Source organism: Mycobacterium colombiense (assembly GCF_003284975.1).
In the GTDB taxonomy this organism is placed as follows: Bacteria; Actinomycetota; Actinomycetes; order Mycobacteriales; family Mycobacteriaceae; genus Mycobacterium; species Mycobacterium europaeum_A.
The window spans coordinates 22,542-35,626 of record NZ_QMEU01000027.1; the positions used below are offsets into that span (position 1 = coordinate 22,542).

Here is a 13,085-nt window from a genome sequence, read left to right on the forward strand (position 1 = left end):
CAATCTAAGGCTGAACAAATATTAGGTCAAGCCGAGGAGCCCGAAAAGAGGGTCCGAAACGGAGGTTGCCGCCACGGTCGCGATCAAGCCGAAAATCGCGACCCTGACGGCAATCTCGCCGAAAAGGGAACCTTGCTACCCGGCCGGGTAGGCGACCGACTTGATCTCGGTGTACTGGTCGAATCCGGCCACACCGTTCTGGCGGCCCACACCGCTTTCCTTGTAACCGCCGAACGGCGTGTCGGCACCGTACGGGGCGCCCCCATTGACGCCCATGAAGCCGGCCTTGATGCGACGGGTCACCGACAGCGCACGCTCGAGGGAGCCGGCGAACACGTTGCCGGCCAACCCGTACACGCTGTCGTTGGCGATCCGGATCGCGTCCTCTTCGTCGTCGAACGGGATCACCGAGAGCACCGGGCCGAAGATCTCCTCCTGCGCAATGGTCATCTTGTTGTCGACATTGGTGAAAAGCGTTGGCCGGATGAAGTATCCCTTGTCGAAGCCCGTTTCCGCGCCGGGGCCGCCGACCAGCGCCGTGGCGCCCTCTTCGACGCCCTTGCGGATGTAGCCGGTCACGCGGTCGAACTGCCGTTGCGAGATCACCGGCCCACACAGCGTTCCCGGGTCCTGCGGGTCGCCGCATGTGACGTTTTCGTAGATGTTCTTCAGGATCTCCACGCCCTCGTCGTAGCGCGACCGCGGCAGCAGCAACCGGGTGGGGTTCGCGCAACCCTGACCGGCGTGCATGCAGGGCGCGATGCCGACCATGCAGGCCGTCGCGAAGTCCGCGTCCTCCAAGACGATGGTGGCCGACTTGCCGCCGAGTTCGAGGAACAGCCGCTTCATGGTCGCGGCGCCTTTCTCCATGATCCGCTTGCCCACCACCGTCGAGCCGGTGAACGAGATCAGGTCGACCTTCGGCGACAGCGTCAGCTCCTCACCCACGAAGTGGTCCGAGGCGGTGACGACGTTGACCACGCCGGCGGGGATGTCGGTCTTCTCCGCGATGAGCCGGCCCAGCCGGGTCGCATTGAACGGCGTGTTCGGTGCGGGCTTGAGCACCACCGTGTTGCCGGTGCCCAGCGCCTGGCCCAGCTTGTTGAGGGTGACCTCGAAGGGGAAGTTCCACGGCACGATCGCGCCGACGACTCCCACCGGTTCCCGCCACACCTTGCGGGTGGTCAGCGTGCCGGTCAGGCTGATCACCTTGTCGCCCAGGTCGGTTTCCCAGGCGTACTCGTCGATCAGCCGGGCCGGGTACTTCAACCCGTCTTCCAGTGGCGCGTCCAGCTGAGGCCCAAAGGTGATGGCCCGGGGCGAGCCGACCTCGAGGATCAGCTCCTCGCGCAGCTCGTCGATCTCGGACTCGATCGCCTCGTGCAGCTGCAGCAGGCAGCGCTTGCGCAACTCCTTGTTGGTCGACCAGTCGGTCTCGTCGAAGGCGCGCCGGGCGGCGTCGATGGCCCGGTGCATGTCCTCCTTCGAGGCGTCGGCCACCTCGCCGAGCTGCTCTTCGGTCGCCGGGTTGATGTTGGTGAACGTGCCGGCTTGCCCGTCGACGAGCTTGCCGTCGATCATCATCTTCGGCTCGAAGCGGACCTTTACAGCCTCAGTCATATCTGTCACTCTCTTCTGGGTCATTGAGGGGCTACGGAGAGCCTTACCGCAAACTAGCCGATTGGCAAGTTGCAACCACTGCGGGGCCGGTTATTGGGGGTCGAACAGCACCGGAACCGACGTCGGTGACCGGAAGACCTGGCCGCGGATGTGCGGGTCGTCCCCCTCGGGGTCCAGCCGGAGATTCGGCAGCCGGTCGAGCAGCAGGTTGATGGCCGTGCGCATCTCGAGGCGCGCCAGGTGCATGCCGAGGCAGACGTGCACGCCGTGTCCCCAGGCCAGGTTCGCCCGGGCCTCCCGATGGATGTTGAACGTGTTCGGATCGGGATACCGATCTTCCTGCCGGTTGGCCGAACCCAGCATCGGCATAACCGTCGCGCCGGCCGGAATCGCCACACCGCCGAGTTCGGTGTCGCGGGTGGCCACCCGGGTGATCGTCAACAGCGGCGCTTCCCACCGCACGCCCTCCTCGATGGCCTGGGGCAGCAGCGACCGATCCGCGCGGATGGCATCCAGCTGCTCGGGATCCGACAGCAGCGCCAACAACAGGCTGCCCAGCGCGCGGTAGGTCGTCTCGACACCGGCGGGCAACAGCAGCCGCAGGAACGAGAAGATCTCCTCGTCCGCGAGCTTCTCCCCGTCGATCTCCGCCGCACCGAGGGCACTGATCAGATCGTCCTTCGGCTCCGCCCGGCGGGCCTCGAGTATCGGCGCGAAGTATTCACACAGGGCCGCTGAGGCCGCGAGCCCGCGTTCGGGGTTCACCAGCCAGCTCAGCAGCGAAATCGACCACCGCTGGAATTGTGGATAATCCTTTTCCGGCAACCCCAGCAACCCGGCGATGACCTGGCTCGGGTAGTCGAAGGTGAATTCCTTGACCAGGTCCGCCTTTCCATTGGCCGCGAACTTGTCGATCAGGCCGTTGGCCACCCGGCCTACCAACTCGTCTTGCCAGCGCGCCAATGACTTCTGCGAGAACGCCTTCGAGACCAGCGAGCGCAGCCGCCCGTGGATCGGCTCGTCCATGCCGAGCATCACGCCCTCGCCCAGCACCGGGCCGAACGCCGCGATCACCGCCGACGACGAGAACGTCTCGTTGTCGCGCAGCATCTGCTGGATGTCCTCGTGGCGATACACGATGAACATCGGCAGCGATTCCTCATGCGGCAGCGCCCCGGAGGTCTCGAGTCGCTGCACTGGTTCCTCGTGACGTATCCGCGCCAATTCGGTGTACGGGTCACGCACGTCACCGGATATCGCGTCGTCGAAGGCGCCGAAGTCTTCCAGATCGTCGAAAAGTTGTTCCATGATTGCCCCTTCAATCCCCTTGCTGTGCCGCGTTCTTCGATGACGAAAACCGCCCGGCCACCGCGGCCAAGCGCTGCAGTGCCGGCTGCGGAAGAACACGGGCGACGAACACCATCGCCTTTTGGCTTGTCGTCAGGGGCCACGCGCCGTCGCGCATCGAGCCCTGACGGGGTATGCCCAGCACGACCCGCGACATGTGGTGCATGCCCGCCGCCGGCAGAATCCTGTTGGCCACCAACAGCATCGAGGCATCCGGGCCGATGCCCCGCCGGCGGAACGCACCCCTATCCTCGATCGCCCTGAGCAGGCCGTCGGTGAACCGCTCGGGTGGGCGGGCCATCTTCATCGCGAAACGCCCGCGGCTGTTCATGGTGTTGTGCAGCCGGGCGTACGGGCCGCCGAAGTTGCGGTCATCGGTGGTGCCGGCGTCGGTGATGATCTCGGTGTCGTAAGTGCCGGCCACCAGGACGGTGACGCCGAGGCCGAACGGCGCGATCTCGCACGCCATCGATTCGCCCCAGCGCTCCAGCGCCCCCTTGGCCGCCGAGTACGGCGCGGTGGCGGGCTGGCCGCGCACCCCGGCCGCACTGGACACCAGGACGATTCGCCCCTGGCCCGCCGCCCGCATCGACGGCAACAACGCCTGGGTGAGCGTGACGGGGCCCAGGAGGCTGGTGGCCAGCATGCGCTGCCACAACGCCATATCGGTTTCCTCGACCATGCCGGCGGCCGAGATGCCCGCGTTGTGCACCAGCGCGTACGGAGCGCCCACGGCATCTTCGATCGACTTGGCCGCCGCGGCGATCGACGCGCTGTCGGTCAGGTCGAGCTGGACGCCGATCAGCCGGTCGTCGTCGGGCGCGGCCAGACCCTGATCCTCAATGGCCTTGCGCAGCAGCGGCATCGCCTGGTCGGGAGTGCGCATGGCCGCGACCACGCGCCATCCTTCGCGATACATCCGCACCGCCGAGGCGAAGCCCAGTCCGCGGGATGCACCGGTGATGACGACGGCGCGCGGCTCAGCCATGCCGGTCCGCCTTTTGATCCTGGACAGCGCAAGCGCCTTCGCCCGGCGGTGGAGGATCGACGTGGGGCCGGCCGTTGGGCTCCCCGCTCGCCCACGTCGACCAGATGCCGACCGAGTACGGTCCCTGGGCGCCGGCCTTCTCATAGAAGCCTTGCGGGTCATACACTTTGGCCTCGGGATACGGCCACGGACAGGCCACCGACGTGGCGGCGTGACTGGCCTTGATGGCCCAGAACCAGCCACCGTAGGCGAAGTACGACACGTTGATGATGACGAACATCACCAGGAACGTGCCGAGCACCGGTCGCGTGGGGAACAACTTCGCTTTTGCGGCAAGCTTTTCCGCCACGGACTTACCGGTGTCGTCGCGATAGCACAGGATCGCCGCGGGGACCATCACGAAGCACACCGAAAACGACTCCCAGATCAGCGGGAACTGGAAGGTGGTGCCGGTGAACACCGATCCCCACGGGATCACCTGCGAGTAGATGTACATGCCCCAGTGGATCAGGATGTTTTCCAGGAAGGCATCGAAGATGAAACCGATCGCCAGCGTGATCAACCCCAGGCTGATCAGGGGATGCCGCGACACGTAACCGGTGGGCCCGTACTTCGCCTGCAGCCTGCGCAGTAGCCAGACAGCCGGGAAGTAGGGGCCGAAGTAGAACATCACGTAACCGAAGACCACGAACGGTTCGACCGTCGGCGACAACGACACCAGCGGCCAGGATTCCGGCCAGTGCACAAGATCGGGGTTGTAGACCGCGAACGGCGACCAGTTCATGATCGGGTCCTGCCACACGATCAGCGTGGTACACAAGAACATCAGCATCACCGGGCTGCCGGGATTGCGGCGCCAGCCCCTGATGAAGACGACCAACAGCACGATCAGCGCCACCACCGTGGCCCAGTCCAAAAATCCGATGTAGTCCAGCCCGAACGTGAACTTCACCGGGCGCGGCCGGCCCTGCACGCCTGGGTTCGCGACGCGAGGGTCAAGGGCCACACGGCAATTCGCGATGAAGAACAGCGCGAAGGCGGCCAGCGCCACGCCGGCGATCCAACCGCCCCGGCCGCGCTTGCGCCCGCCGGCCGCGACGGGTTCGCCGTCGGTGGTCAGCGGGACGGATTGTTCTGTGGACATCAGTCTTCCTCTCCGAAGCGATCCACTAAGTGCGAGTTGATGCCGTCGGCGTCGAGGGTCCGCGCCACCAGATAGCCCGCACCCATCCAGGCGCGGCGCGTCCACTTGCCGAACGACACCCGGGTGCCTGGAGCGCCGGAGGCGGCGGGCATCATCTTGACCCGTTCCAACGCCTCTTTGACGCCCCGGGGACTCAACGGATGGGCGTCGGTGAACGCGCGCACCAACGTCGCGGCGACGTCGCGGTTAACCACGGTCACACAGAACTCGGGGCGACTGCCGTTGTACTTCGCCGCGTACCTGTCGAGGAAGTCCTGGCCGATCCGGTTCGCTTCGTCGTACTGGTCCACACCCGTCCAGCCCATGAACGCGTTCCACATGATCGGGTTGACCCAGGCGTTCTGCCACGCAGTCGTGGTGAAGCGGGGCGGGTCCCAGCCGAGCGACTCGAGCGCCGGGTTGATGAAGACGATGCCGAAGCCGAAGCCGAGGTGCACGATCGCCTCGGCCTTGGCCTCGTGCAGCGTCTGCACCGCGGCGTTGATGTCCTGGGCCGTCTGCGCGATGGCAACTTCGGCGACGATCCGAATGCCCTTGCGTCGGCAGGCACTTCGCAGGTTCTTCAGGTAGCTCTCCCCGATCAGGCTCTGCTCGACCAGCACGCCGATCTCGGCGAGACCGCGCTTGGCGATGAGGTCGGCCAAAAAGATCGGCTCGTCGGTCATGGATCCCTGTGGGAAGGCGAAGGTCCACTCGCCCAGCCAGTCGTCGGTGCCGGTCACGCTGATCGCGGGGACCTTGAAGCGTTCCTCGATCGCTTCTCGCAACGGCACGCAGTTATCGGTGATGTTCGGCCCGAACACCACGAGGCAGCCCTCGTCGACGAGTTCGCCATACGCATCGATCACCGCCTTGACCGAACCCTTGGGCAAACCCTCGACCTCGCGGTAGATCATCTGCACCGGCCGGTCCATCAGTCCCTCGGCGACGGCTTCTTCGAAGATGAGCTCGAAAGTCTGGGTGAAGGAGGCGAACAGGTCCTCGGGAAAACCCGGCGGGAGCGTGAAGTCCATCAGGTAGCCGACCTTGATGGGCTCTGCGCTGCTCTCGTAGGACATCCGACCTCCCTGGTGACCGAATCGCGCGCCGAATGGCAAACCTAATATTTGTTCAGACCCTAGCGGGGGCGGTATGCAGCGTCAATCATCCGACCCGCCGGACCCGTCGGGCGCGAGGTAGATCTCGATCATCTCGCCCAGCGCCTTGCCCACCGCCACGTCGTCGGTCAGCGGGCCCGCGATCGCGGCCCGGGCCGCGTCGCGCATGCTCAACCCCTCGGCGACCAGCCTGCCCGCGGCGATCAGCACCCGCGTCGACGCCACCTCGCGCAGCCCACCGGTTTCCAGCCGGCGGATGGCCTGCCCGAAGCGGACCAACTCGGCCGCGGTGGATCGGTCCACGCCCGCCTCGTGCGCGACGATGCTTTCTTCGATATCGGCTGTGGGGAAATCGAATTCGATGGCCACCATCCGCTGTCGCGTCGAGTCCTTGAGATCCTTGAGCACGCTCTGATAGCCGGGGTTGTAGGACACCACCAGGCCGAATCCGGGCGCCGCATCCAGCGTGACGCCGAGTCGCTCGATGGGCAGCTGTCGCCGGTGGTCGGCGAGCGGGTGCAGCACCACCGTGGTGTCCTGCCGGGCTTCCACCACCTCGTCGAGGTAGCAGATCGCCCCTTCGCGCACCGCCCGGGTCAGCGGGCCGTCCACCCATACCGTCTCGTCGCCGCGCAGCAGGTAGCGGCCGACCAGGTCCGCGGTGGTGAGGTCGTCATGGCAGGCGACGGTGATCAGCGGGCGCCCGAGGTCGTGGGCCATCGCCTCGACGAATCGCGTCTTGCCGCAGCCCGTCGGGCCCTTGAGGACCAACGCCAGGCCCTGCCGATAGGCCGCCTTGAAAACGGCCTCTTCGCTGCCGACCGCTTGGTAGTAGGGCCGCACGGGCTCCCCTTCGGGGGTCCCTCGGTTGAAGTAAGCAAGCCCGGACTCGTTGGCCATAGCTTCCCTTCTGCTACTTCCGGCGATTGGAGCCTAGCCGGAACAGATGTTTGTTTCAAGTGGCGGGGCCGGTGGCGGCGGCGGGCCGGTGCGCCAATGGCGTTCTGGCCCTTGGCATCACCGATATCCTGCGGCGCACCTCCGCCGAACGCAGCGCGGAGCGGAACAGGGGTCCGATCACACCGGCGAGCTGGTCGGGGTGCGCGATGGTCGCATGGGCGGTGCTGCCGAAAACCCGGCGCAACGAGTGCACGTCGGTTCCCGCGCCGATCGTCAGGCACACGCAACCGGTCCCCCGGCGGCGGGCCTCGGTGAGCGCGCGGCGCGCGTCCGCGGCACCGTATGGCCGCTCGTAGCCGTGGTCGTAGGCCAGCCCGTCGGAGAGCACCACCAGCAGCCGCCGTGACGTGCCGCCGCGCGCCTCCAGGGTGGCCGCACCGTGGCGGATCGCGGCGCCCAGGCGCGAATACGCGCCGGGCTCGAGGCTGTTGAGCCGCCTGATGACCTGGGCGTTGAGCTGGTCGTCGAAACGCTTGACCGGCACCACGCTCACCGCGCGCCGGCCCTGCGAGTAATAGGCGTAGAGCGAGACGCGGTCACCGAGGTCGTGCAGGGCCACGGTCAGGTGGGCCGCCGCCGCACGCTGTTGTTCGTGCACCGTGCGGCCGACCGTTCCGGGTTCGCCCGCCGAGCCCGACACGTCGAGCAGGAGCAGCACCGACAGGTCGCGGCGGCGGCGCAGGCTGTCCAGGTACACGGCCTCGTCGGGCACCGACCCGGCCCGCACCTCCACCCGGGCTTCCACCGCCGCGTCGATGTCGATGTCGTCGCCCTGCGCCTGCCGGTGGCGGCGGTGCAGGCCCATGCCGAGCCGCGACAGCGGCCGCCGCACCCCGACCGCCTCGTCGATGGCCTGGGTGGCCGACACCTTGATCGGCGGATCGATCTCGCGCACGGTGCACCAGGCCGGCCGGTAGCTCTTGCGCGCGACGTCCCATTCCGGATATCGCACACCGTCCGCGGCGGTCTGGCTTTCGCGCTCGGCGTCCTCGTTGTCACTGGAGGTCGAGGCCAGCGACGTGACGGCGTAGGCGCCGCGCTTGCCGGAGTTGGTGCGATGGGTCGGGTTGTCCGCGCCGGGCGGGCCGCCGCCACTTCCCGTCTTGCGCGCGGAGGACAGCATCTTCTTCAACCACTTGCCGATGAATCCGCCGCCGCCGACGGGGCTGCTGAACAGGTCGGGATCGTCGGAGTCGTCCACCTCGCCGTCGTCGAGCTCGTCCAGTTCCGTTGCGCCGTTGCTCCGCGGCACGTGTCCGGGCCTGGCCTCTTCGTCTTGTTTGGCCGCCCGGGCGCACGCGGCGACCACCTTCGCCGCGCGGAGCACCCCGAACTGCGGCGGCGGCTCCGGCAGCGCCGCCCGTGCCGCGGCGACGCCCAGCGACGCGCGCGGCGAATCGCTGCGACGCGCGATGTCAGGGTCGCCCAGCGACGCCAAAACCGTTGGCAGCAAAGCGGCATTCGCGATCAGCGCACGGTGGCCTTCGACCGCCAGATAGCGCTTGGCCAGTTTGCGATGCCGCACCAACTTAGCGACCAGATCGGGATCCAGGCTGCCGGCCGCGATCATCGAGGCGTGCACGGCGACCGACTCGAGCCGCGCGCGCGGCTCGGCGGCGGCATCGACGTAGATCGTTTGGCCGTCCGTCCACGCGGGTTCGCCGGTGGGCAGTTCGGCGACCGCCGTCGCCCGGCCCGCCAGCGCCGAGGCGAGCATGCCGAGCCCCTGCACCCCCTCGCCCCCGGCGTCGTCCCCCACGCACACCTCCGGATTGTTGACCAAATATCTGTTCCACCGTAAAGTCCGGCTGCACGGCAGTCAATGAATCAGGAGCACACGATGATTGACTTCACCGGCCAGGTGGCGGTGGTGACCGGGGCCGGTCGGGGACTCGGCCGCCTGTACGCACTGGACCTGGCCCGCCGGGGTGCGGCGGTGGTGGTCAACGACCTCGGCGGCTCCATGCGCGGCGACGGTTCCGACACCCGCGTCGCCGACGAGGTGGTAGACGAGATCAGACGCTCCGGTGGCACCGCGCTCGCCTCGTATGACTCCGTGGACAATCCGGCCGGCGGCCAGGCGATCGTCGACGCCGCCGTCGATGGGCTCGGGCGCCTGGACGCGGTGGTCAGCAACGCCGGCATTTTCGGCAGCGTGGCGTTCGAGGATCTCTCGCACGACGACTGGACGCGGATGTTGCGCGTGCATCTCGACGGCGGCTTTCATCTGGCCCAGCCCGCGTACCGGGCGATGAAGAACAGCGGGGGTGGACGCTTCGTGTTCATCTCGTCGTCCGCCGGAATCTTCGGCCAGCCGATGGAGGCCCACTACGCGGCGGCCAAGGCCGGGTTGGTCGGGCTGACCAACGTCATCGCCATCGAGGGCGAAGCGCACGGCATACTCGCCAATTCCGTTATGCCTACCGGCTTCTCGCGGATGGTCACCGAGACCGTCGGCGACGAGAAGTTCCTCGCCGAATCCGGCTTCATGCAAGCCATCCGGCCCGAGCTCGTGGTACCGCTGGTGACGTTTCTGGCCAGCACCGCCTGCACCTTCACCCACCGCAACTACTCCGCGGCCGCCGGCCGCTACGCGCGGGTGTTCGTCGGCCTCACCGAGGGCTGGCTCGCCGAGGCCGACAGCCGTCCGATGGCCGAGGACATCGCGGCGCATCTCGAGCAGATCTCCTCGACGGAGAAGTTCATCGTGCCCGCGTCGATCGTCGACGAGGTGCTGGAAGTGTGTGAGCGACGCGGTGTCAGCCCGATGCCGGGTAACGCCGAGCTGGCCTTCCCCGAACCCCGAGGGAGTTGATTGACCAACTATCTGCTCAACCGTAGAGTCCGGCTTGGCCACAAGGTTTTCCGACGCTACGACGCTAGAGGCAAAGAGAAACGTGGACTTTTCCTACCCGCCGGACGTGGAGCGATTCCGCAGCGAACTGCGTGACTGGCTGGCGCGGAACCTGACCGACGAGCTGGTGGCGGCCCGCCGGCCCACCGGCCGCGACGACGCCGCATTCGAGATGCTGCGCGCCTGGAACGCGACGATGGCCGACGCGGGATGGGCCGCCGTGTCCTGGCCACCCGAATACGGCGGGCGCGGCGCGACGGTGCTCGAGCAGCTGGTCTACACCGAAGAGACCACGCGCGCGCGAGCTCCTATGCCGCTCAACGTGATTGGACTCAACAACATCGCCCCGGCCATCATGCAGTACGGCACGGAGGCCCAGAAACGCACGCTGCTCCCCCGGATGATGCGCGCGGAAGACATCTGGTGCCAGGGAATGTCGGAGCCGGAGGCGGGCTCCGACCTCGCGGCGCTGCGCACCCGCGCCGCGCGAGACGGCGACGACTTCGTCGTCAACGGCCAGAAGATCTGGACCTCGCTGGGACATCGGGCCGACTGGTGTCAGCTCTACGTGCGCACCGACCCCGAGGCGCCCAAACACAAGGGGATCTCCTGCCTGATCGTCGACATGACGCTGCCGGGCATCGAGGTCCGCCCGTTGGTCACGCTCAACGGTGACGCCGACTTCGCCGAGGTCTTCTTTCACGACGTGCGGGTGCCGGCGGGCGCGTTGCTCGGTCCGCTCAACGCGGGCTGGCAGGTGGCCACCACCACGCTCAGCCACGAGCGCGCCGGCGCCGCCAGGCTGTACGCGGAGATGCAGGTGCGGCTCGAAGAGCTGGTCACCGATCTCGCCGCGGCCGGCAGCGGCGCGCTGGACGATCCGGTGACGTTGCGGCGGCTAGGCGAAATCGCGCTTCGCATCAAGTATCTCGAAGTCCTGTGCCAGCGGTCGATCTCGGCGTCGTTGCATGGGGGTGACGCGTTCGGGTCGGCCAGCCTCGCCAAGACGGTGTGGGGCGAGATCGGCCAGGACCTGGCCGCTTTGGCCTTCGACGTGCTGGGTACCAGCGGCGCCGGCGCGCCGTGGGCGAACTACCGGCTGACGTCGCGGTCGCTGACCATCGCGGGCGGCACCACGCAGATCAACAAGAACATCACCGCGCAGCGGGTGCTGGGGTTGCCGCGCAGATGAACCTCGAACTCACCGACGAGCAGGTGGCACTGCGCGACACCACGCGGCGCTTCCTGGCCGAGAAGGCTCCGATCGCCCAACACGTGCGGGCGATGCTCGACGATCCGACCGGAACCGACGAGGCGGTGTGGCGCGGTCTCGCCGACCTGGGCACCACCGGTCTGCTGGTGCCCGAGGAGTACGGCGGCGCCGGCATGACGATGGTCGAGGCCGGCATCGTCGCCGAAGAGCTGGGCGCCGCGCTGCACCCGGGGCCGTGGTTGTCGACCGCGGTGGCCGCCGCGCGGGCGCTGATCCGATTCGGCGCCGGCGAGACCGCACCGGAGTTGTTGCGCGGCATAGCCGACGGCACCACCGTCGCCGCGGTCTGCTTTCCGGATTCGCCGAACGTTGCCGCGAGCCGACGCGACGACGCGATCGTGCTGCACGGCGAGATCGCCGCGGTGCCGGACGCCGCGGCGGCCGAGGTGCTCCTCGCGGTCGCTGAGGAGGCCGACGGCCCTGCGCTTTTCGTGGTGCGGACCGGGGCGCCGGGGTTGTCGTTGGCGCCCGAACCCGGCATCGACGCGACCCGCAAGCAGTTTCGCGTCACGTTTGACGCCGCGCCCGCACAACGGCTGGGCGCGGCGTCCACCGCCGATCTGGCCGCGGTGATCGACGACGTGCTGATCGCCTCCGCGGCCGACGCGCTGGGCGCCGCGCGCGCCGTCATGAACCTCGCCGTCGAATACGCCAAAAGCAGAACGCAATTCGGCCAGCCGATCGGCTCCTTCCAGGCCGTCCAGCACCTGTGTGTGGACATGTACGAGACCGTCGAGCTGGCCCGCAGCGGCGTGATCCACGCCCTGTGGCTCAGCGATGCCGCCCCGGAAACGGACGGTCGATCCGGCGAGGAGCGGCACCTCGCCGCGGTGCGGGCCAAGGCGTTCGCCGGGCGACTGCCCACGGTGGCCGACACCGCCATCCAGGTGTTCGGGGGCATCGGCTATACCTGGGAACACGATGCCCATCTGTACCTCAAGCGCCTGCTGAGCTGGAGCGCATTTCGCGGGGGCCCCGACGGGTACCTCACCGAACTCGGTGCGCGCCTTGCCAAGAGAGGCCTGGCCTGATGGACATCGACTACCTGCTCACCGCGACCCCGTCGGCGCGCAAATCACTCGACCTCGACGCGCCCGTCGACCCCAACCACATCCGCGACTGCCTACGAATCGCTTTGCAGGCCGCGAACGGGTCGAATGCCCAGTCCTGGCGCTGGCTGGTGGTCTCGGATCCGGCGCTGCGCACCGAGATCGCCCGGTTGTATCGCCAGGCCTACCTGCTGCGGGTCGGTGGACAAATGCTCGCCGAACTGATGCCCGCGGACACGCCCGAGAGCCGAGTCATGTCCTCGACGGAGTGGCTGGTCGAGCACATGGCCCGCGTGCCGTTGCTGGTAATCCCTTGCTATGAACCGTATTTGCCTCGGATCGAGGGCGATGAATCCTTTCATCTCGCCACGCTGTACGGCTCGATCTTTCCGCCGGTGTGGAATTTCCAGTTGGCCTTGCACACCCGGGGGTACGGGACCTGCATCACCACCCTGCATCTGCATCACGAGGAGGAGATCCGCAACCTGCTCGGGATTCCGCCGACCCACGTTCAGGGCTGTCTGCTACCGGTCGGCCGGCTGCGCGCGGGACGCACCTTCTCACCCGCGCGGCGGCGGCCGCTCGAGGAAGTGGTCGCGTGCGACCGCTGGGACGGCCCACCGCTCTAGAATGGGGCTTTCACGCCTTTGTGCAGCGCATTCATCGCGCCCAGTCTGATAGCCTCTAACAAAG

The 13,085-nt window shown here is 67.6% G+C and carries 11 protein-coding genes; 4 read left to right on the forward strand and 7 right to left on the reverse strand.

The window, feature by feature from the left end; translation table 11 throughout:
* Nucleotides 1-135: 135 nt before the first annotated feature.
* The 7 genes from DQP58_RS11940 to DQP58_RS11970 all read right to left on the reverse strand — a co-directional run bounded on the left by DQP58_RS11940 (nt 136) and on the right by DQP58_RS11970 (nt 8,975).
* On the reverse strand, nt 136-1,620 hold the full coding sequence (locus DQP58_RS11940; RefSeq protein WP_112708592.1) for an aldehyde dehydrogenase family protein: 1,485 nt from the start codon (nt 1,618-1,620) through the stop codon (nt 136-138).
* A gap of 90 nt (nt 1,621-1,710) precedes the next feature.
* On the reverse strand, nt 1,711-2,928 hold the full coding sequence (locus DQP58_RS11945) for a cytochrome P450 (RefSeq protein WP_112708593.1): 1,218 nt from the start codon (nt 2,926-2,928) through the stop codon (nt 1,711-1,713).
* A 10-nt stretch (nt 2,929-2,938) separates the two neighbouring features.
* On the reverse strand, nt 2,939-3,955 hold the full coding sequence (locus DQP58_RS11950) for an SDR family NAD(P)-dependent oxidoreductase (protein ID WP_112708594.1): 1,017 nt from the start codon (nt 3,953-3,955) through the stop codon (nt 2,939-2,941).
* On the reverse strand, nt 3,948-5,099 hold the full coding sequence (locus DQP58_RS11955; RefSeq protein ID WP_112708595.1) for a spirocyclase AveC family protein: 1,152 nt from the start codon (nt 5,097-5,099) through the stop codon (nt 3,948-3,950). Before DQP58_RS11955 ends, DQP58_RS11950 begins: the two co-directional genes overlap by 8 nt.
* A complete protein-coding gene (locus tag DQP58_RS11960) occupies nt 5,099-6,217 on the reverse strand; it encodes an ABC transporter substrate-binding protein (protein ID WP_112708596.1) in 1,119 nt (372 codons plus the stop codon). The genes DQP58_RS11955 and DQP58_RS11960 overlap by 1 nt, the downstream gene beginning before the upstream one ends.
* A gap of 81 nt (nt 6,218-6,298) precedes the next feature.
* The gene (locus DQP58_RS11965) at nt 6,299-7,156 is read right to left on the reverse strand and encodes a CbbQ/NirQ/NorQ/GpvN family protein (RefSeq protein ID WP_112708597.1); all 858 of its coding nucleotides are present in this window, start codon (nt 7,154-7,156) and stop codon (nt 6,299-6,301) included.
* A gap of 55 nt (nt 7,157-7,211) precedes the next feature.
* On the reverse strand, nt 7,212-8,975 hold the full coding sequence (locus DQP58_RS11970; protein WP_112708612.1) for a nitric oxide reductase activation protein NorD: 1,764 nt from the start codon (nt 8,973-8,975) through the stop codon (nt 7,212-7,214).
* Between the two features lie 81 nt (nt 8,976-9,056).
* Between DQP58_RS11970 and DQP58_RS11975 the strand changes: the two genes are divergently transcribed.
* The 4 genes from DQP58_RS11975 to DQP58_RS11990 all read left to right on the forward strand — a co-directional run bounded on the left by DQP58_RS11975 (nt 9,057) and on the right by DQP58_RS11990 (nt 13,021).
* Nucleotides 9,057-10,031: an SDR family NAD(P)-dependent oxidoreductase gene (locus DQP58_RS11975; RefSeq protein ID WP_112708613.1), complete on the forward strand. Its 975-nt coding sequence runs from the start codon at nt 9,057-9,059 to the stop codon at nt 10,029-10,031.
* 82 nt (nt 10,032-10,113) lie between these two features.
* Nucleotides 10,114-11,262: an acyl-CoA dehydrogenase family protein gene (locus DQP58_RS11980; RefSeq protein ID WP_112708598.1), complete on the forward strand. Its 1,149-nt coding sequence runs from the start codon at nt 10,114-10,116 to the stop codon at nt 11,260-11,262.
* Nucleotides 11,259-12,374: an acyl-CoA dehydrogenase family protein gene (locus DQP58_RS11985; RefSeq protein WP_112708599.1), complete on the forward strand. Its 1,116-nt coding sequence runs from the start codon at nt 11,259-11,261 to the stop codon at nt 12,372-12,374. The genes DQP58_RS11980 and DQP58_RS11985 overlap by 4 nt, the downstream gene beginning before the upstream one ends.
* On the forward strand, nt 12,374-13,021 hold the full coding sequence (locus tag DQP58_RS11990) for a nitroreductase family protein (RefSeq protein ID WP_112708600.1): 648 nt from the start codon (nt 12,374-12,376) through the stop codon (nt 13,019-13,021). The genes DQP58_RS11985 and DQP58_RS11990 overlap by 1 nt, the downstream gene beginning before the upstream one ends.
* Nucleotides 13,022-13,085: the final 64 nt, after the last annotated feature.